Source organism: Anaerococcus obesiensis (genome assembly GCF_016599815.1).
GTDB lineage: Bacteria > Bacillota > Clostridia > Tissierellales > Peptoniphilaceae > Anaerococcus > Anaerococcus vaginalis.
Genome location: NZ_CP067016.1, coordinates 1838354 through 1860061 on the forward strand (window position 1 = coordinate 1838354; position 21708 = coordinate 1860061).

General features: G+C 27.5%; 17 protein-coding genes and 1 tRNA gene. 4 read left to right on the top strand and 14 right to left on the bottom strand.

What is annotated here, in order from left to right:
* Positions 1-38 precede the first annotated feature (38 nt).
* Together I6H46_RS09275 and I6H46_RS09280 are read right to left on the bottom strand one after the other, a co-directional pair.
* Positions 39-530: a PTS sugar transporter subunit IIA gene (locus I6H46_RS09275; RefSeq protein ID WP_200225860.1), complete on the bottom strand. Its 492-nt coding sequence runs from the start codon at positions 528-530 to the stop codon at positions 39-41.
* Complete coding sequence (locus I6H46_RS09280; protein ID WP_019117488.1) at positions 531-2621, bottom strand: Tex-like N-terminal domain-containing protein; 2091 nt, start codon at positions 2619-2621, stop codon at positions 531-533.
* Positions 2622-2940: 319 nt separating this feature from the next.
* Here I6H46_RS09280 and I6H46_RS09285 point away from each other — a divergent pair, with 319 nt between their 5' ends.
* The gene (locus tag I6H46_RS09285) at positions 2941-3369 is read left to right on the top strand and encodes a DUF5301 domain-containing protein (protein WP_234287356.1); all 429 of its coding nucleotides are present in this window, start codon (positions 2941-2943) and stop codon (positions 3367-3369) included.
* Between the two features lie 93 nt (positions 3370-3462).
* On the opposite strand, the gene I6H46_RS09290 is transcribed toward I6H46_RS09285, so the two are convergent.
* Complete coding sequence (locus I6H46_RS09290; RefSeq protein ID WP_019117486.1) at positions 3463-4635, bottom strand: hypothetical protein; 1173 nt, start codon at positions 4633-4635, stop codon at positions 3463-3465.
* 95 nt (positions 4636-4730) lie between these two features.
* Here I6H46_RS09290 and I6H46_RS09295 point away from each other — a divergent pair.
* A tRNA-Thr gene (locus tag I6H46_RS09295) sits at positions 4731-4806 on the top strand.
* A gap of 63 nt (positions 4807-4869) precedes the next feature.
* On the opposite strand, the gene mtaB is transcribed toward I6H46_RS09295, so the two are convergent.
* The 8 genes from mtaB to lepB all read right to left on the bottom strand — a co-directional run bounded on the left by mtaB (position 4870) and on the right by lepB (position 14796).
* Positions 4870-6168, bottom strand: a complete 1299-nt coding sequence (gene mtaB, locus I6H46_RS09300; protein WP_019117485.1) for a tRNA (N(6)-L-threonylcarbamoyladenosine(37)-C(2))-methylthiotransferase MtaB — start codon at positions 6166-6168, stop codon at positions 4870-4872.
* Complete coding sequence (dnaJ, locus tag I6H46_RS09305; protein WP_019117484.1) at positions 6168-7280, bottom strand: molecular chaperone DnaJ; 1113 nt, start codon at positions 7278-7280, stop codon at positions 6168-6170. Before dnaJ ends, mtaB begins: the two co-directional genes overlap by 1 nt.
* 189 nt (positions 7281-7469) lie before the next feature.
* A complete protein-coding gene (dnaK, locus tag I6H46_RS09310) occupies positions 7470-9290 on the bottom strand; it encodes a molecular chaperone DnaK (RefSeq protein ID WP_019117483.1) in 1821 nt (606 codons plus the stop codon).
* An 11-nt stretch (positions 9291-9301) separates the two neighbouring features.
* The gene (grpE, locus tag I6H46_RS09315) at positions 9302-9838 is read right to left on the bottom strand and encodes a nucleotide exchange factor GrpE (protein WP_019117482.1); all 537 of its coding nucleotides are present in this window, start codon (positions 9836-9838) and stop codon (positions 9302-9304) included.
* A gap of 17 nt (positions 9839-9855) precedes the next feature.
* On the bottom strand, positions 9856-10854 hold the full coding sequence (gene hrcA, locus I6H46_RS09320) for a heat-inducible transcriptional repressor HrcA (protein WP_019117481.1): 999 nt from the start codon (positions 10852-10854) through the stop codon (positions 9856-9858).
* A gap of 74 nt (positions 10855-10928) precedes the next feature.
* On the bottom strand, positions 10929-12053 hold the full coding sequence (hemW, locus tag I6H46_RS09325) for a radical SAM family heme chaperone HemW (RefSeq protein WP_019117480.1): 1125 nt from the start codon (positions 12051-12053) through the stop codon (positions 10929-10931).
* A gap of 389 nt (positions 12054-12442) precedes the next feature.
* Positions 12443-14248 carry a translation elongation factor 4 gene (gene lepA / locus I6H46_RS09330; protein WP_019117479.1) on the bottom strand — a complete coding sequence of 602 codons (1806 nt, stop codon included), beginning with the start codon at positions 14246-14248 and terminating at the stop codon, positions 12443-12445.
* Positions 14248-14796, bottom strand: a complete 549-nt coding sequence (gene lepB, locus I6H46_RS09335; RefSeq protein ID WP_004839049.1) for a signal peptidase I — start codon at positions 14794-14796, stop codon at positions 14248-14250. Before lepB ends, lepA begins: the two co-directional genes overlap by 1 nt.
* A 140-nt stretch (positions 14797-14936) precedes the next feature.
* On the opposite strand from lepB, the gene rpsT reads away from it, so the two are divergent.
* On the top strand, positions 14937-15203 hold the full coding sequence (rpsT, locus tag I6H46_RS09340) for a 30S ribosomal protein S20 (protein WP_004839050.1): 267 nt from the start codon (positions 14937-14939) through the stop codon (positions 15201-15203).
* 66 nt (positions 15204-15269) lie between these two features.
* Here rpsT and holA read toward each other — a convergent pair whose 3' ends face one another.
* Complete coding sequence (holA, locus tag I6H46_RS09345) at positions 15270-16283, bottom strand: DNA polymerase III subunit delta (RefSeq protein WP_019117478.1); 1014 nt, start codon at positions 16281-16283, stop codon at positions 15270-15272.
* Complete coding sequence (locus I6H46_RS09350; RefSeq protein WP_200225863.1) at positions 16280-18460, bottom strand: DNA internalization-related competence protein ComEC/Rec2; 2181 nt, start codon at positions 18458-18460, stop codon at positions 16280-16282. Before I6H46_RS09350 ends, holA begins: the two co-directional genes overlap by 4 nt.
* A gap of 54 nt (positions 18461-18514) precedes the next feature.
* On the opposite strand from I6H46_RS09350, the gene I6H46_RS09355 reads away from it, so the two are divergent.
* On the top strand, positions 18515-19261 hold the full coding sequence (locus tag I6H46_RS09355; RefSeq protein WP_019117476.1) for a hypothetical protein: 747 nt from the start codon (positions 18515-18517) through the stop codon (positions 19259-19261).
* Between the two features lie 38 nt (positions 19262-19299).
* Here the strand turns inward: I6H46_RS09355 and leuS are convergent, their stop codons facing one another.
* Positions 19300-21708, bottom strand: coding sequence for a leucine--tRNA ligase (leuS, locus tag I6H46_RS09360; RefSeq protein WP_019117475.1), 2409 nt, complete (start codon positions 21706-21708; stop codon positions 19300-19302).

The window sequence follows — 21708 nt, forward strand, 5'->3', positions numbered from 1 at the left end:
TCCTTAAAAATATTATCACACTTAGTTTTTTTAATCAATTATTCTACGATTGTAACTTTTTGAACTTCTTCGCCACAATTTGCTTCAAAATTTATTTCTGATAAAATATTTTCTTCCAAATTTGCGACAATGCAAGGTGTAATTATTGAAGGCACTTTGTCTTTTATTTTTTCAATATCTACTGACAATACCTTATCGCCTTTTTTAACCATATCTCCAACTTTAACATGAGGAGTAAAGCCTTCGCCTTTTAATTCTACAGTTTCAAGTCCAAAATGTACTAATACTTCAAGTCCTTCTTGTGTTTTTATTCCGATCGCATGGTAGCCTTCTGGTTGTAAAGTAACTTCTCCACTTACCGGAGCAAAAACTTCGCCATTTTCAGGTTCTACTGCAAATCCATCTCCTACCATTTTTTCTGCAAAAACTGGATCTGGCACTTCTTCTAATTTTACAACTTTTCCTTTTACAGGACTTGCTATAGATACGATTTTTTCTTCCTTTTTTTTCTTTTTAAAAAAATCAAACATTTATTTCTCCTTTAAATTTTTCATTGACAAACCAATTCTTTCTCTTTTTTTGTCAATTTCTATTACTTTTACTTTTATTATATCAGAATTTGTAACAATCTCATTTGGATCTTTTATAAATTTATCGCTCATATTTGATATATGAACAAGTCCATCAATTCCTACTCCAATATCAACAAAGCAACCGAACTCTGTAATATTTCTTACAGTTCCTTCCAAAATATCTCCCTCATTCAAATCATCTATTGATAAAATTTCACTTTTTGTAACAACTTCTGGAAGTTCATCTCTTGGATCACGTCCTGGTTTTTTTAATTCTTCAATTATATCTTTTAAAGTCAAAACGCCAACTTCAAGTTCGTCAGCACATTTTTCTAAATCAATTTCATCCAAATTATAATCTACAAGTTTTTTTGCAATAACGTAGCTTTCTGGATGAACTGCTGTATTATCCAAAAAATTTGGAGAGTCGGGAAATCTCAAAAATCCAGCTGCCATCTTATAAGTTTTATCTCCAAGACCTTTAACTTTTTTTAAGTCTTTTCTTTCTTTTATCGCACCATTTTTAAAATCTTCTTCGATTCTTTTTGCAAGATTTAAATTTAATCCGGAAACATAAGATAATAATTTGTAAGATGCATTATTTATATTTACCCCGACTTCATTTACACTATCTTCTACAACTTTTTCAAGCTCATCGTCTAATTTTTTTTGATTTATATCATGTTGATATTGACCAACGCCCAAATGTTTTGGATCAATTTTTACAAGCTCTGCCATAGGATCTTGAAGTCTTCTTGCCATTGAAACTGCACCTCTAATTGTAACATCAAGATTTGGAAATTCTTCTTCCCCAAGCTTTGATGCAGAATAAACAGAAGCTCCTGCTTCATTTACAATTGCATAAGAAACACCATCAACTTCTTTTAATAATTTATTTACAACAATTTCAGTTTCCCTACTTGCGGTTGCATTTCCCAAAGCAATTATATCAACATCGTATTTACTAATTAAATTTTTTAAAATCTCAATAGATTCTTTTTCTTTAGAGTGAGGTTTTACTGGATAAATTACAGCCTGATCTAAATATTTTCCGTGCTTATCAATAACAGCAACCTTACAACCTGTCCTAAAACCCGGATCAAGACCAATTATATTTTTATCTTTGATAGGTCTTTGTAAAATATATGGCTTCAAATTTTTTGAAAAAACTTTAATTGATTCATTTTCGGCATTTTCTGTAAGCTTATTTTTTATTTCAGTTGTTATTGTAGGAATTAAAAGCCTTTTGTATGAATCTTCAATAGCTTTTTTTATCAAAGATTCTGTATAATCATTGTTGGATTTATAAAGATTTTTGATTAAAGTTAGATTGTAATTATCTGTAAATTCTAATTTTACAGTCAAATCACCATTTTTTTCTGCCCTATTTAAGGCTAAAATTTGAAAAGGCTTTAAATTTTTAATTTTTTCATCAAAACCATAATAATTTTCATAAATCAAATCTTCATCTTCTTTTTTTTCTGCCAAAATTCTTGCCCTAACAAGTCCATCTCTTCTAATTATATTTTTTGCCTCAATGTTATTTGCAACATCTTCTGCCAAAATATCCAAAGATTTATTTATAGCATCGACTTCATCCTCTATGCCTTCTTTTATGTATTTTTTTGCAAGTTCAAGACCTTCTTCTTCACTTGTTGCATTCATCAAAATCTCATCCAAAAGCTCCATTAGACCAAGTTCTTTTGCCTTATCAGCTCTTGTTTTTCTTTTTTTCTTAAAAGGAGCATATATATCTTCAAGCTCAGTCAAAGTTTTTGCCTTTTCAATTTTTTCTTTCAATTCATCATCAAGCTTTTCTTGATTTTCCAAAGAAGTAAGAATTTCTTCTTTTCTTTTTTCAAAATTTCTAAGCCTTGTAAGTCCACTTTCAATATCTCTAATTTCAGTATCTTTTAAGCCACCAGTTTTTTCTTTTCTATATCTTGCAATGAAAGCAACAGTAGAGCCTTCATCTAATAATTTTATAACCTCATCGATACTTTTTTGATTAATATTCAATTCATCGGAAAGAATTTTTGATATTTCCATTATTACCTCACTAATTCAATCTAAAATCACAAAAATATAGGAGATTTCCTATATTTTTTAATTAATATATTTCTTTAAATACAAATATACTATACCCTAATAGGTCATTAATTCGAAAAAATAGAATATAATATTTAAGAATTATTAAAATTTGTGAAAGTAGTATAACTTTAAAACTTTTGTATTAGCTTTTAATCCAGTATGGTTACTATATAAATTACTACAAATTTTTAATATAAAATATAAAAGGAGAAAGATTATGAAGAAAAAGTAAAAAATATTTTTATTAATTTCAGCTATTATAATTATTAGTCTTAGTTTGATTTTTAAATATAAAACTAATAATGAAAAAGTAAAGACACCTAAACCTGATAAGATTAGTAGTATTACATTTATTAGAGTTATTAATGATAGAGGAGTTGAGAAAAGGGAAGTTTATAAAAAATCACATATAAATAAATTTTTAAATATAATAAAAGATTCAGAAAAAACAAAAAAGATAAGTACTTCAAATTTCCCTGATAAAGAAGAATTTATTATAGTTACTTTCAAAATTAAAGATGGTGGTTTTATTATAAGCTCAATTTATGAAGAAAATAATAGTATTTATTTTGAACAAGCTTTTAATGATATTTTTAAATTAAATTATAACGATAATTTATATTTACTGTTAGATAACATTTCCCAAGAAAATAATAAAGAAGATATTTCAGTAAATATTGAAGATTTATTATACAGTGACTTCTAAATATTATTATCCCTTTATTATATAGAATTTTTCACAAAGTAAAAAAGCTGGTGCAAAAACCATTATTGATTAATAATTTTCACCAGCTTTAATTTAATTTTCTGTTATATAATTTATTTTATATTTTGGGAAATTCATAGAAATTGTTCTTCCTTGAAATTCATTTCCAAATGACCTATCAAGCTCATATAGGTTTGATGGATCATAAAATACTACCTTTGAATTTTTTGCTTTTTGTGGAATCAAATCAAGTTGAAATTTATATTTTGACCTATTTTTTGAATAATCTAAAAGCAAATCAATAAATCTACCATAATCATAATCATTGAAATTTTCAAATTCCAAATCAAGCTTGTATTCATCTTCTTGTCTAATATCAGCTTTACACTTGTCTGATTTATAAGATTTTTTCACTCCATCAGCCAAATTTGTAAGAGAAATCATCGTGACAAGTTTGCTATTTTTATCATTTATAAGATTAATCAAATCATTTTGATTCATTTTATCTCTAAAATCATATAAATTTATTTCTTCATTTACATTTTCATTTAGTTTTTTATCTATATCTTTCAAATTTAATCTTTTTGTTTGAGTTTTTTCTAAATCATCCTCTACTTGTTCGTTTTCTTCTTTTTTCAAAACTTTTCTATCTGAATTTTTGCTTTTGTTTTGAGAATTTTTTCTAAAAGGAATATTTAAATCATCAAACCTCATTCTGCCTGTATTTCCCTTAAATGTATCAACTCTTTTATATGTATTGTATAAAGTTGTAAATACCATAAATAAAAAAGATAGGCTTGTAAGTAAGTGTAAAATATTTTTATAAATTCCACCTCCAGGATTAAATACATTTAATAAAAGCATAATCAAAAATGGAAGTGAGCCTGTGTATGCGAAAAAACTTTTTATAGGATTTTTATCAGACTTTTGTTTTTTTACTGGATTTTTATCTTTAAAAAGTTCTTTTTTTCTCTTATTTTTCATTATTCTTTTTATATTTTTATAGGCAAAAATAAAAAATCCCAAAGCATATAATATATTTATAATAAGCTTTATGCTAGGATAATTTTGGTAAATATCTATCGGCAAAACCCTCATGAAAAAATCGAAAATAAAGGTCATTACTAATAAAAATAAACCAGCCTTTATTAAAATTTTTGATATTAAAAACAAAATAGCAAGTCCTAAAATTAAAACTATAATTACTAATGGCAAATTCATTTTGTTCAAAATATCATATATTCCATCATAATTTAAATTATTCATATTACCACCTTTGAAATAATTATACCAAATATAAAAAAAAATTGAAATCTATCTGTATTGAATAAATTTTAAATTTTCGTATAATAAATTTATATGCTGGAATAGCTCAATCGGTAGAGCAATTGTATCGTAAACAAAAGGTTGCGGGTTCAAGTCCTGTTTCCAGCTCCAAATATAAAAAGGCTATTGCAAAAAATTATTTTTTTATAATTTTGCAATAGCCTTTTAAAATTTTTAATCTACAATATCTCCAATCAAATAATCATCTATTCGTTGAGTTATTTTTACATTTTTTATTTCATTAATTTCTACATTGTCTTTGCTGTGAACCCTTAAATAATTTGTAGAATATCCTGACCTATATCCGTCAAGCTCTGTTTTTGTTTCAAATAAAACTGAAAGAGTTTTTCCAATTTGCTTATCTAAAAATTTATGAGAAATTTCTTTTTCAATTTCAGATAATTCCTTTGACCTACGTTTTTTAATGTTTCCATCAACTTGATTTTTCATACTAGCAGCCTTAGTTCCATCTCTTTTTGAATATTTGAAAAGATGAGTTTTTGAAAATTTAATATCTTTTACAAAGTTTTTAGTTTCTTCGTGATTTTTTTCGCTCTCATTTGGAAAACCTACAATTATATCTGTTGTAAGTCCTGCATTTGGAAAATATTCCCTAATCAAATCTACTTTTTCTTTAAAAACTTTTGTGGTATATTTTCTATTCATTAATTTTAAAACATCATCAGAACCTGATTGGAGGGATAAATGAAAATGGTCGCAAGCTTTTTTTGTATCTTTCATTCTTTGTAAAAATTCCCTATCAATATGCCTTGGCTCCATTGATGATAATCTAATTCTTTCTATCCCATCAATTTTTGCAATGTGTTCGATTACATCTATTAATGAAATATCCAAATCAAAATCTTTTCCATAACTTGCAACATGAATTCCTGTAAGGACAATTTCCTTATAACCATTATTCCTAAGTCTTTTTGCCTCATCAATTATTGAAACCAAATCCCTTGATGCAATATTTCCTCTTGCATAAGGAATCAAACAATATGAGCAATACATATTACAACCATCTTGGATTTTTATATAAGCTCGAGTCATATCACTTTGATTTGAAATTTCCAAATCTTCAATAGCTTCTCCTATTGAAAATTCTTCAACATCTTCCATTTTTTTATTATTTTTAATGAAATTTTCGCAAAGGTCAACCACTTCTTCTTTGTTTCTAGAACCCAAAATTATATCAACGCCATCAATTTTTTTTACTTCATCAGCCTTTACTTGTGAATAGCAACCAATAACTGCAATTACTGCATCTTTGTTTTCTTTTCTAGCTTTTGAAATAGTTTGTCTGGATTTTCTATCGCTCATATTTGTTACTGTGCAAGTATTTATAACATAAATATCAGCATTTTCTTCTTTTTTTTCAAATCCTCTTTTTTTAAATAATTCTTCTATGGCCTCTGATTCATATTGGTTTACTTTACATCCTAAAGTTTTTATATTAAATGTTTTTTTCATTAATCAAACAAATCCTTTAATTTTTCAAAAAAGTTCTTGTCTTCTTTTACCTCATCGCCAGATATTTCAGCAAACTCTTTTAATTTTTCCTTTTGTTCTTTGGATAATTTTGTTGGAGTAATAACTTTTACATAAAAATAAAGGTCTCCTTGTCTTTTATATCTATCAGATTTTATTCCTTCATTTTTAATTCTAAATTTACTTCCTGTTTGAGTTCCTGCTGGGATGTGATATTCTTGAGTTGTTGTAAGAGTAGGAACTTCTACATTTCCACCCAAAGCTGCTGTTGCAAAAGATATTGGCATCTCATAATAAATATCAAGTCCATCTCTTTTAAAAATTTCGTGCTCTTCAACTTTTAAAATTATATACAAATCTCCATAAGAACCACCATTTTCTCCAGCATTTCCTTTGCCAACAACTCTAATTACAGAATCATTTTCAACACCTGATGGTATATCAATTTTGATTTTTTCATTTTTAATTTTTCTACCGCTACCATTACAATCTGGACATTTTTCCTCAATTATTTCTCCAGATCCATGGCAATTATCACAAGTTGTTTGGCGAGAAACAGTTCCAAATGGAGTTTGACTTATATTATTTATAACGCCCGTTCCATTACACTTAGGACAAGTTTTAATTTTACTTTCATCTTTTGCACCTTTGCCGTTACAAGTTTCACATTCAACTTCTCTTCTTACTTGAATTTCTTTAGAAATTCCAAAAGCTGATTCTTTGAAAGTTAATTTTACAACTTGTTGAATATCAGAACCTTTTCTTGGTCTTTTTCTATTTTGACTTCTTCCTTGAGAAAAAATATCTCCAAATATGTCCCCAAATATATCTCCAAATCCACCAAAATCGCCAGAAAATCCGCCAGCTCCACCATTTTCAAATGCAGCTGCTCCGTAAGTATCATATTGACGTTTTTTTTGTGGATCAGATAAGATTTCATAAGCTTCAGATATTTCTTTAAATTTTTCTTGAGCTTCTTCGTCATCTGGATTTAAATCTGGATGATATTTTTTTGCAAGTTTCCTATATTTTCTTTTTAATTCAGAATCAGTGACATTTTTGTCAACTTCTAATAATTCATAAGGGTCTTTCATTTATCCTCCAATATAAAAAAAATAAATTATTGCTAATTTATTTGTAGTATCTTAATTTATAATTTTATTTTTTTATCTAAGCTCAACTATTATACCACTTTGATAAAAAAATTAAATTATATTTTAAAATTTAAAATAAAAATAAAGAATAAGAAGCAAGGCCTCCTATTCTTTATATTTTATTTATTTTTATTCTTCGTCGTCATCTACAACTTCATAATCTGCATCTACTACATCGTCATCTGCTTTTCCAGCGTTTTGACCTTCTTGACTTGCTTGAGCGTTTTTATACATTGCTTCACTCATTGAGTAGATTTCTTGTTGTAGAGCTTCTGTTTTTGCTTTGATGTCTTCAGTATTGTCAGCTTTAATGCTAGCTTCAAGATCTTTAATTTTTTCTTCAATCTTATCTTTTTCGCTTCCTTCAACTTTTGCATCTTCAAGAGTTTTTCTTGCTTGATAAACTAATGATTCAGCATTGTTTTTAACTTCAATACTTTCTTTTTTCTTTTTATCATCTTCAGCAAATTTTTCAGCTTCTTTTACTTTTTTATCTATTTCTTCATCAGTTAAGTTTGTTGATGATGTGATAGTAATTTTTTGTTCTTTTCCACTTCCTTGGTCTTTTGCAGATACATTTACAATACCATTTGCATCTATATCAAATGTAACTTCGATTTGTGGAACTCCACGTCTTGCTGCAGGAATTCCTGTAAGTTGGAATCTACCAAGTGTAGTATTGTCTGCTGCCATTTCTCTTTCACCTTGTACAACGTGAATATCTACATCAGTTTGTCCGTCTGCAGCCGTTGTAAAGATTTGAGATTTTTTAGTTGGAATTGTTGTATTTCTTTCGATTAATTTTGTAGCAACTCCACCAAGAGTTTCTATTCCTAGTGAAAGTGGTGTAACGTCAAGAAGTAATAAATCCTTAACTTCTCCTGTTAAAACTCCACCTTGAATTGCAGCACCAAGTGCAACACATTCATCAGGATTTATATCTCTTTGTGGTTCTTTTCCAATTATATTTTTAACTAAATCTTGAACTGCAGGAATTCTTGATGATCCACCTACAAGTAATACTTTTTCTATATCGCTTGATGATAAAGAAGCATCTTTTAATGCATCTTCAACTGGTCCTCTTGTAGCTTCAACTAAATCGTGAGTTAATTCATCAAATTTTGCTCTTGTAACTGTTAAGTCTAAGTGAACTGGTTGTCCATCAACTGCTGTAATAAATGGTAAGTTTACATTTGTTGTTTTTGTTGATGATAATTCTTTTTTAGCTTTTTCTGCTGCATCTTTTAATCTTTGCATAGCTGTAAGATCTTTTGTTAAATCTACACCAGTTTCTTTTTTAAATTCAGCTGCAAGATATTCAACTAATCTATTATCAAAGTCATCTCCACCTAATTTATTATTTCCTCTTGTAGATAAAACTTCAAATACTCCATCGCCAACTTCAAGAATTGAAACGTCAAATGTACCACCACCAAGGTCGTAAACCATAATTTTTGCTTGGTCAGTTTCTTTGTCCATTCCGTATGCAAGTGCTGCTGCTGTTGGTTCGTTTATAATTCTTTTTACATTTAAGCCTGCAATTTTTCCAGCGTCTTTTGTAGCTTGTCTTTGAGCATCTGTAAAGTAAGCAGGAACTGTTATTACTGCATCTGTTACTGTATCATTTAAATAACTTTCTGCATCTGATTTTAATTTTTGTAAAATCATTGCTGAAACTTCTTCTGGTGTGTAAGAATTTCCATCAATTTCATTTGTTTTAAAATCTGATCCCATTTCTCTTTTGATTGATGAGATTGTTCTGTCTGGATTTGTTATTGCTTGTCTTTTTGCAGTTTCTCCAACAAGTCTTTCTCCATCTTTTGTAAAAGCTACAACTGATGGTGTTGTTCTGTTTCCTTCAGTATTTGGGATTATTGTTGAATCCCCACCTTCCATAACGGCAACTGCTGAGTTTGTTGTTCCTAAATCAATTCCTATAATTTTTGCCATATTAATTCCTCCTATTTTGCAACTTTAACCATACTTGGTCTTATAACTCTATCATTTAGTTTGTATCCTTTTTGATAGGTTTCTATAATATAATTTGATTTGAAATCTTCGTTTTCTTCTGTTTGAAAAGCGTGGTGGAAATTTGGATCAAATTCTACTCCATCAGATTCGATTTCTTCAAGTCCTTCTTTTTCCAAAACTTTCCAAAAAGAATCTCTTGTCATCATTATTCCTTTAACAAAAGAATCTTCTTCATCCTGATCTTTAAGCGCCCTATCAAAATTATCTAAAACTGGTAAAAGTTCTTCTATTAAATTTGATGATGCAAACTTTTTAAAATCAGACCTTGCCTTTTCTTCTCTTTTTTTGAAATTTGTAAAATCTGCCAATAGTCTTTGGTATTTTTCTTTGTATTCATTATCATCATCTGATAAATCTTCTTCTACATTACCTTCTTCATCGACTATTTCAGCATCAATTTCTTCTAGTTGTTCATCTATATTTTCTTCTTGTTCAACATTTTCATCATGCTTTTTTTCATTGTCCACCTTAAACACCTACCTTATTATTTGCTAAGTAAATCTGATATTAGTTTGATGTCAGAAATAACTTCCTTATAATCAATTCTTGTAAGTCCTATAATTCCAATTTGGCCTACAATGTCTTTGTCATAATTAAAATGTGAAGTTATGATTGTATTATCTTTCAATTCATTTATCTCATTTTCATCACCAATAGTAATTTGTAATTCGTTGTTGGAATTTTCAATCAATTCCCAAATTCTTTCCTTACTATCAAATATCTTAATAAACTCTCTAGCCTTAATTGGATCTTCAAATTCTTTGAAATTAAAAATATTGCCTAGTCCCTTTATAATAACTTCTTTAGTCAAATCGCTTAAAGAATCATTGTTGATTTTTTTCTCCAAAATATCTAACAGATTATCATACTTCTTAAAGCCAGAATTTTTGATTTTTTCAAAAATTTTTGCAAGGTCTTTTAAATTTTTTCCTTCAATGCTTTGTTTTAAAATTCTAGAAATTTCTATTAATTTTTCATCATCAATTTCTTCACTTATATAAATTCTATCGCTTATTAAACTTCCGTTATCATAAACAACTATAAACAAAAGCATGCTAGGATTAATTTTTAAAAGTTCTAAATTTATGACTTTAGTAATATTGTTTCTTATTGTGTAAGAAACAGCTGTAAGATTTGTCATTTTTGAAAGAAGCAGTGTTGCAGTCTCCACAATTTTTGAAACATTGCCATATCTTTTATCAAGAATTTTTTCTAAATTTTCATCTTCTTTTTCATTTAATGAATTTTCTAATAAATTATTTACATAAAGTCTGTAACCTTTATCAGATGGGTATCTTCCTCCCGATGTGTGAGCTTTTTCTAAAAGCCCCATTTTTTCAAGAGTGCTCATCTCATTTCTAATTGTTGCAGACGAAATATCTAGAGAATATTCATTAAGTAATGAATTTGAACCAATAGGCTCTCCAAGATTAACGTATGAGTTTATAATGGAAAAGAGTATCATCTTCTTTCTCTCGTTCATTATTTTCACCTCATTTAGCACTCCAATTATCTGACTGCTAATTATAATATACTAGGTAAATTTCTTTTTGCAAGTTATATTATTTCAATATAAAATTCATTTGATAAATCAAAACCCTTGTGAGTAAATCTTAAATTTTTATCAATTTCAAAAAATCCTTCTTTATAAAATTTTTCAACTATTTCACTATACTTTTCTAAAAGAGAATGCCCAAAAATATTTTCAAATTCTTTTAAGTTGATCCCTTCCACTTCTCTTAATTTAAAAATTATATATTCTTTTTCTCTTTCATCTTCTGAAATAAATTCTCTAAATTCTATTGGAAATTTTCCTTCATTAATTAATTTTTCATATTTTACAAAATTTTTTACGTTATTATATCTTGCATTTGACAAAAATCCGGATGCACCAAGTCCAAAGGCAAGGTATCCACCTTCTGACCAATATTTTTTGTTGTGGTAAGATTCAAATCCCTTTTTTGAAAAATTAGAAATTTCATACCTATTTAGTCCCAAATCTTTCAAATATTTTTCAATATAAGAAAAAATATCTCTTTCCAAATCATCATCCATCAAATCAAGCTTATTTTTCTTATACAAACTATAAAAATGTGATCCTTTTTCAAGTATTAAAGAATAATAAGATAAATGTTCTGGATTTATCTTTTTTATTATCTCCAAATCATTTTTTATAGAATCAAAATTTCCACTAGGCAGATTTAAAATCATATCTAAAGATAGATTTTTAAAACCTGCTTTTCTTATATTTTCTATATCTTTTAAGACAATTTCCTTATTATGGTCCCTGCCAATTTTTTTTAAAACTTTATCATCAAAAGATTGGACACCAAGAGAAATTCTATTTATTCCCAAGCTCTTGTAAGCTTTTAATTTTTCCAAGGTCAAAGAATTTGGATTTGCCTCAATTGTAAATTCTTTTACATGACTTAAATCAAAATTTTTCAAAATTTCTACAAGCTCAATTATATAATGATAATCAACGTAAGTTGGCGTACCTCCACCAATATAAATAGAATCGACTTCTACTTTCATATTTTTTTGGTACAAGATTATTTCTTTTTTTAAATTTTCAAAATATGAATCAATCCAAGATTCTAAATTTTGAAAAGCTGTAAAATCGCAATAAAAACATTTTTTCTTACAAAAAGGAATATGAATATAGATTCCAATTTTTTCCATATTTTCTCCTTAAATTTTTGCAAATAAAAAGTTAGGACTTATCCTCACTTCAGATTGATAAAAGTATTCAAAGCCTCACGCTAAGAATATCATACGGAAAAAATTGATTTGATTTCAAATTTTAAAATTCGTCAAAAATCGCACTCTATAAATTAAAGCTATGATTAATTATCAAATATATTAAATTCAATTAAATTTAATTCTTTGTTTTATTCCGAGGGATAAATATTAAAATCGTGCCACTGGCACAATTTTAAGCTATTTATCTATCATCGCTTTAGCGAGTTTGCGATTTTAGAATTTTAAAATTTAGAAATCTTCAATTTTTGAAGTTCGATATTCGTGCTTGAGGCTTTGTTACTATCTGATGTTAAGATTTATCCTAACTTTTATTCATCATCATATTTCAAAACAGCAAGGAAGGCATCTTGTGGAATTTGTACGCTTCCTAATTGTCTCATTCTCTTCTTTCCTTCTTTTTGTTTTTCTAGAAGTTTTTTCTTTCTTGATATATCTCCACCGTAGCATTTTGCAATTACATCTTTTCTCAAAGCTTTTACGGTTTCTCTTGCTATAACTTTTGAATCGATTGTAGCTTGAATTGGAATTGCAAATTGTTGTCTTGGAATTTGATCTTTCAATTTTTCGACAATTGATCTTCCCCTAGCATAGGCGAAATCTTTGTGAACAATTGTAGATAGAGCATCAACTTTATCTTCATTGATTTTTATATCAAGTTTTATTAAATTACTTTCTTCATAATCTACAACTTCATAATCAAGCGAAGCATATCCTTTTGATCTTGATTTTAAAGAATCAAAAAAGTTATAGATTACTTCATTTAAAGGAATTTTATATTTTATTGAAACCCTATTTTCGTCAATATATGACATATCTATAAGATCTCCTCTTCTTGCTTGTGCAAGTTCCATTACAGGTCCTATATATTCTTTTGGAGTCATAATTTCAGAAATTGTAATTGGCTCTTTTACATATTCAATTTCTGATGGTGGAGGAAAATCATTAGGATTTTCTAATTTTTTTTCTTCGTGTCCTTTTGTTTTTACCTTATAAATTACTGATGGTGCTGTTGCGATTATGTCCAAATCATATTCTCTTTCAAGTCTTGCTGTGATAATATCCATGTGCAAAAGACCTAAAAATCCACATCTTAATCCAACGCCAAGAGCTTGTGAATTTTCTTGTTCAAAAACTAAAGACGCATCATTTACTTGAAGCTTTTCCAAAGAATCTTTTAATTTGTTAAATGATTCTCCTTCAGCTGGATAAATTCCAGAATAAACCATTGGCAAAACTTCTTTGTAGCCAGAAAGTGCTTTTTGTGTTGGATTATTTTTTAAGGTAATTGTATCTCCAACTCTCGCATTTCTAATATCTTTTATGCTTGCTTCAATAAATCCTACATCTCCGCTTTTTAATTCTTTGGTTTCAATTCTATTTTTCATAGTATATCCTACGCCAGTTACTTCGTAAGATTTTCCACTTGCCATCATCAAAATTTCATCGCCTGCTTTTACACTTCCTTCAAAAATTCTAACATAGCAAATTACCCCCCTGTATGAATCATAATATGAATCAAAAATCAAAGCCTTTAATGGTTTGTCATCATGATCTTCTGGGGCTGGAACATTTTCTATAATATCTTCAAGTACATCTTCAATATTTAAACCAGTTTTTGCAGAAATTAAGGGAATATTTTCTGTATCAAGACCAATTTGATTTTCTATTTCTTCTTTTGTTTCTTCGACTCTTGCACTTTCAAGGTCAATTTTATTTAAAACTGGCAAAATTTCCAAATCTTGTTCAAGTGCAAGATAAGTGTTTGCCAAAGTTTGAGCTTCAACTCCTTGGGAAGCATCAACAACCAAAATTGCTCCTTCGCAAGCTTTTAATGATCTTGAAACTTCATAAGTAAAGTCAACATGGCCTGGAGTATCAATCAAATTTAAATCGTAAATTTTTCCATCATTAGCCTTGTATTTTAACTTTACTGATTTTAATTTTATGGTTATTCCTCTTTCTTGCTCAAGCTCCATGCTATCTAGCATTTGATCATTTATATCTCTTTTTGCAACAGATTGAGTTTTCTCAATTAATCTATCTGCAAGAGTAGATTTTCCATGGTCAATATGAGCAATTATAGAGAAATTTCTAATATTCTCTTTTTTCTTCATTATCTGTTTTCCTTATCTACAAATCCTATATCATAAATCGGGAAAAATCTTAAAAATGCGTGCCCTACAATTTTTTCTTCAGAAATCGGACCAAAATTTCTTGAGTCATTGCTTGCATTTGGAAGTCTATTATCTCCCATAACAAAATATTCTCCTTCGCCAACTTCCCAAGATGAATTTTCATTTGTTGTTAGGGTTTCTTCATTATTTATATAATTTTCTTCGTAGATTTCTCCGTTTACATACACATTTCCATCTTTAACTTCTATATTATCTCCTGGCATACCAACTATTCTTTTTATATACAAAGTATCTTCTTGGTCTGGAGCATTAATTATTACAATATCTGCCCTATTGTATCCCTTAAAATGTTTTGAAACTTTGTCAACAAATAGCATATCGCCACTATGTAATGTATTTAGCATAGAATTTCCTTCAACTTTTGTTGCATCCATTATAAAAATTTTTATAACAAAAGCAATTGCCAATGCCAAAAGTATTGTTTTTATCCAATCAAGAAATTCTAAATCATTAGATTTTTCTGTCATATAACACCTCTCTCATTTTATAATTATAAACGAATATCTCAAAAGTTCCAAATATTTTAATATTTAAAATTTATAAAGATTTGTAATAAATATAGTTTTATGGTAAAATAAATCAGTCGATATAAATTGGGGGTGAAAAAATGGCAAACATTAAATCAGCAATAAAAAGAATTGATGTAACAAGAAAACAAACTGCTAGAAATAAATCAGCAAAATCTGAAATAAAAACTTATGTTAAAAAATTTGAAGAAGCTATTGCAAATAATGATAGCGAAAAAGCTAATGAACTTTTCAAAACTGTTGATAAAAAAGTAAAACAAGCAGCAGCTAAAAACATAATTCACAAAAATCAAGCTAGTAGAACAACTTCAAGATTAGCTAAAAAATTAAATTCATTAAACGCTTAATTTTTAGTCGGTTCATTCAAACTTGCGACTTAGAAAAGTCGCCAAGATTAGAATGAGTCGATTTTTTTATGTTGAAAATTTTTCTATAAAAATTAACATATTTAAATTCATATCAAAATCTTCGCTTTTTTGTTTTAAGTCGCAAGTATATAAAAAATCTTGCAAATCAAATAATTCATCCAAAGTAAAATTCCCAATAAAACTTTTATCTTTTCTAAGCTCAAAATTTGATATACCTAAAGATTTTTGCATAAAGGAATCATTGTAAGAATCTTTTGATAAAATTTTTATTCCGATTAAATTTCTAATATGCCTTACTAGCATATAGAAAATTTTAAATATTTCATCCATATCCTTTGCCATAAATAAATATGTGTTCATAGCAGTTTTTGTATCCCTTTTTGACAGAGCATCTGTGAGATTAAAGATATTTAAATCTAAAACTTGGTCTAATTGGTCGTGAACATCTTCCAATAAAACTTCGCTTTTATCGGAATTTGCAATAATTTTATCCACTGTATTTACAACCTCATAAAGGTCGATCTGCGAATTTTTATTTAAATATGAAAACCTATCAATTATTTCATTTATATAAGATTTTTTGATTTTTTTATTATTTTTTACAAATCTTTTTCCAATAAAAGAAACAAGCTCATTATTATTTAGCCTATCAATTTCTACAATATTTCCATTTTTCTTGATTGCCTTGTAAAATTTTCCTTTAAATACACTTTCATCAGATATTATTATAAATGTCAAAAAATCTGCTAAATTTTCTATATCTTCAATAATCAAATTACAAATTTCCTCATAATCTTTTATATTATTTTTAGATAAGTCGATATTTCTCCAAATCACAACTTTTTTATCTTCCATTATTGGATATGTATCCATGGCAGTTTTTATGTCCTCAAGGCTTTTTTTGCCCTTAATTTCTATATAATTAAAGTCAGGAAAAGAAATTAAATCCTTAGCTTGATCTATAATTGTTTCTTTTAGATATTCTTCTTTTGAATCAATTAGATAAATTCCCCTGCTTTTTTTTGAAAAAAGTTCAGCCATAAATTCCTTATAATTCATCTAAAAAATCCTCCTTTCACATATTTTTTTACCTTAAATGAATTCTTGTAAAATTCTATCTTACAATATCCATCTTTTTGAGTATTGTATATTTTAACATTTTTTAAATTATCTAAGACTTCTTTTGATGGGTGTCCATAAGTATTTTTTCTTCCAGCTGAAATTAAAGCAACTTGTGGACTTGTTTTATTTACAAAATCCTTTGAAGTTGAAAATCTTGAGCCATGATGGGAAACTTTTAAAATATCAATATCTCTTGCAACTTTTTGTTCATACTCCATTGGCAAATCTCCCATAGTCAAAATTTTAAAATCATTTATCCTAATTAAAAGTGGCATAGAATTAGAATTTTCGTCTCCAGAAAAATTTTCTAAACATTCAACGCTAAAATTTTTTCCTTTGTAAATATTACCCTCTTTCATTTCCAAAAATTTATATTTTTCCCCTAGATTTTTATTATAAATATTAGAAATTACAGGACCAATTTCAAATTCATTTTTCAATTTTTCCAAAGCGCCCGAATGATCCTTATCCTCATGAGAAATAAAAACCGCCTTGATTTTTTTTACTCCTTTTGCCTTTAAAAAAGCTATAGCTATTTTTTCAGTTGATGAATAATTTTTGTAAGAAACTTCCCCACAATCAAACAAATAAAAATCGCCCTTATCTTCCAAAATAAAAAAATCTCCCTGTCCAATATCAAGCATTTGATAGGAAATAGGCTTATTTTTATCTTTTACAATAGAAAAAATCACTATAATCATAGAAATCATCAAAAATTTTTTTGCCCTTAGTTTTTTATTTTTAAATTTCACAAATATATACAAAAGTATCAAATAATAAAAACTAATTAAGATTGACTCTTTTGGAAAGTCTAAGCCAAAAATTGTAAAAGTACTCAAAAAATTTGCTATATCCATGATAGATTTTATCAAAAAATCCAAAATAAAGAAAAAACCAGCTAACAATCCGCCAAATATCGGATACAAAATAATTATCCCAAAAATTATGTACATACTTATAGAAAAAATTGGAACAACCAAAAAATTCGCAAAAAAATTAAGCAAATTAAAATATCCATAATAGTAAATAACATGAAAAGCCAAAGTTATTTGCAAGCAAAGAATAAAAATTATGTATTTTTTTAAATAAGAGAAATTTTTCCCCCTTACAAGTTTTGGATAAATCTCATAAATTGCAAACCCTGCCAAAAATGAAAGAATAAAGCCAGAATTTAAAATTGCAAAAGGATTTGCCAATAAAATTAATAACATGGCTACAATGAGATTTTTTCCTGTATCCTTGCCTTTTTTTAGTAAAAATTCCAAATGAGATAAGCTGTATATAAATAAAACTCTCAAAACCGAAAATGGAAATGAAATTAAATAGGCATAAAATAAAGAAATTCCCAAAGAAATCGGATAAGCGTACTTGTATGAAATATTTGCTTTTATCAATAAAAATATTAACAAAGCCATCAATAAATCAATGTGAAGACCAGAAACCGCCAAAATATGAGCTAAGCCTAATTTCGAAAGACCTTGTCTATATTCAAATTTATCCGAAAGAATAACAGCTTTTACAAAAGAAAAAGAATCCTTAGACAAATTTTTTTCAAACACCTTATTAATATATTGGTTAAAATTTTTCTTAATTTTTAAAAAAATAGAAGAAGATTCTCCCAATTTTTCAAAAGATTTTATATCAAGCTTGCTTTTTATTTTTTTAGATAATAAATATTTCCTATAAGAAAATAAATATGGATTGGTGTTTGTAGAAGGCATGGAAATATTGCAATTTGCCCTTAGCCTATCTCCTATTTCAAAATTTTTATCAGATATAAAAGTAGATTTTTCATCTATTTTTTTATCCATATTTTTTGCTTTTACATAATAAGTATAGGAATTATCATTTTTAATTTTTTCAACAACAGTTAAATTTAAATCTAAATTATCATATTTTTCAAGCTTATAAGAATGAAAATTAAAAGATGCCAAAAAAATTCCCATAGAAAATCCAAAAAACCAAAAAGAAAGATAAGATTTTTTTACAAAAAGAAAAATTCCACATACAAATAAGCCTATAATCACAAACAAAAAATCATAAGCCTCAAAAAAAGTGAAAATTCCTATACCAGATATTAAAGAAATAAGTAAAAAAAACAAATTTTTTCTCATAAGATTCTCCCAATATGATTATAACATATGATATAATAATTTAGAGGTAATTTTATGAAGGATTTGTTATATATTAGTCATCCACAAATAAATCAAATAAGCGCCAAAATTGTAAAAAGAAAATACGAAGATGATACAACAAAAATAATTTTGGACAGAAGTATTTTTATGCCTAATTCTTCCTATTTATTAGATGAAAATCCAAAAATTTCGGAAAATGTGCTTTTGGATGTTGAGTTTATAAATGGAAATTTAGTTCATACAATCAAAAATAAACCCCAAAAATCATCTGTAATTCTTTCTTTGGACAAAAATACCAGAGAAAAAAATTTATCGTATAATACAGCTTTTTATATTTTTAAATCTATGTTTGCTAAATTTTATAATAATAAGGAAGTTTCTTTAAAAATCAAAAATTCTTATGGGCAAATAAAAATTTCCAATTTCTATGATGATTTTATTGCCGATGATTTTTTGAAAATTTTTAATAAAATAATTGATTTGGGATTAAAAATAAATAAGGATAAAGATTTTGTTTGGATAAATGGTTTTGAACGAGAAAATAATTTTGGAGTTTATTTAAATAATACAAAAGATTTAGAAGGAATTTTTATTCTTTCTATAGAAAAAATCGAAAAAAATCTCTTTATTGATTTTATAACAGGATCTGACTACAAAAATTTCACAAATAATAATATAGAAATAATTAATAATATTAAAAAAATATCTTTTGATGACTTAAATTCTTCTGAAAAAATCAGAAAAATAATTTCACTTATTCAAAAATCTAGGTATAAATAAAAGCTCTTGCATTAATTTTTTTGCAAGAGCTTTTTTTATTATTTTACAAGCAAGTTTAATATTTTTCCTGGTACATATATTACCTTAAATATTTCCTTACCATCTATATTTTTTTGAATATTTTGATCATTTTCTGCACTTGTTACAGCTTCTTCTTGATTCGCATCTTTTGAAATTTTTATTGTAGCCCTAACTTTACCATTAACTTGAACAGGAAGTTCAATTGAATCATATTCAAGTTTACTTTCATCATAAGTTGGCCAGCTAGTTTGGTTTAATTCGCCTTCAAAACCAATTTCTTCCCACAATTCTTCTGTCAAGTGAGGAGCAACTGGATTTAATAAAATCAAATAAGTTTTGAAATCTTTTTTGGTAATTTTTCCAATATTTCTCATTTCATTTAACAAGCTCATAAGTGAAGCTATTGCTGTATTATATTTTAATGATTCATAATCATCACTTACTTTTTTAATTGTTTGATTAATTAGAATTTCAATTTCTTTTGTATATTCGTCGCCATCTTCAACTAAATCATAAAGATTAAATACTCTTTCTAAATATTTTCTACAACCTTTAACCCCTTCATCTGACCATGGAGCTGTTGATCTAAAATCTCCAATAAACATTTCATAGCATCTTAGGGTATCTGCCCCATAATCTCTTACAATATCATCAGGATTTACAACATTGCCTCTTGATTTTGACATTTTTTGATGGTCTTCTCCTAAAATCATTCCGTGAGAAGTTCTCTTTTGATATGGTTCTTTTGTTGGAACTTTTCCTATATCATATAAAAATTTGTGCCAAAATCTTGAATACAATAAGTGAAGAGTTGTATGTTCCATTCCACCATTGTACCAATCAACTGGTGTGTAATAATCTAAACTTTCCTTGCTTGCAAGATCTTCATTATTATTTGGATCTGTATATCTTAAATAATACCAAGAAGATCCAGCCCATTGTGGCATGGTGTCAGTTTCTCTTTTTGCTGGCTTTCCACAAATTGGACAAGTAGTATTTACAAATTCATCAATTTTTGAAAGTGGGCTTTCGCCATCATCTGTTACTTCGTAAGATTCAACATCTGGTAATTTTATTGGAAGATTTTCTTCCTTTTCTGGAACCCATCCATGTTCCTCACAATAAATCATAGGGATTGGTTCTCCCCAATATCTTTGTCTAGAAAATACCCAATCTCTTAATTTATAATTTACCTTAGCAGAACCTAGATTTTTTTCTTCAACAAATTCTATCATTTTCTTTTTAGCTTCTTCTACAGATAAACCATTTAGAAAATCGGAATTTATTAAAATCCCCTTGTCAATTGAAGTTGTTGGCAAATCTTCATCGCCTGTATCAATTACAGGAACAATTGGCATATCAAATTTTTGTGCAAATTCAAAATCTCTATCATCATGAGCAGGAACTGCCATTATAGCTCCAGTTCCATAAGAAATTAATACATAATCAGAAATCCAAATTGGAATTTCTTTCCCATTTATAGGATTTATTGCAGAAATTCCATCAAGCATTACGCCAGTTTTTTCTTTTGTAAGCTCACTTCTTTCAAAATCTGATTTTTTCTTTGCAAAATCTTGATATTCTTTTACATCATCCAAATTTTTAATTTCATCTTTAAATTCTTCAAGCATTGGATGTTCTGGTGCAATTACCATATATGTTGCACCAAAAATTGTATCAGGTCTTGTTGTGTAGACATTTAATTTGTAATCTTTATCTTTTAAAGAAAAATTAATTTCTGCACCATGACTTCTTCCAATCCAATTTTTTTGTTGGGTTTTAATTTTTTCTTCATAATCAACTTCGTCTAAATCATCAATAAGTCTATCGGCATATTCTGTGATTTTTAACATCCATTGATTTTTAACTTTGTGAGTTACTTCTGAGCCACATCTTTCACATTTTCCATCTACAACTTCTTCATTAGCAAGTCCTACCTTGCATGAAGGACACCAGTTTACTGGCATTTCTTTTTTATAAGCAAGTCCATGTTTATATAATTGAATGAAAATCCATTGAGTCCATTTGTAATAATTTGGATCTGTTGTATTTACTTCTTTGGACCAATCAAATGAAAATCCTATAGATTTCATTTGCGCTTTAAAATTTTCGATATTATTTTTTGTTACAATTGAAGGATGAATGTGATTTTTTATAGCATAATTTTCTGTAGGAAGTCCAAAAGCATCCCAGCCCATAGGATAAATTACATTTTCTCCTTGAAGTCTTCTTTTTCTTGCAACAATATCTAAAGCTGTGTATGGTCTTGGGTGGCCAACATGAAGACCTTGACCTGATGGATAAGGAAATTCTACGAGTGGATAGAATTTTTTCTTATTTTTATCAATTACTGATTTAAAAGTTTCATTTTCATCCCATTTTTCTTGCCATTTTTTTTCGATGGCATTTGGATTATATTCTCTCAT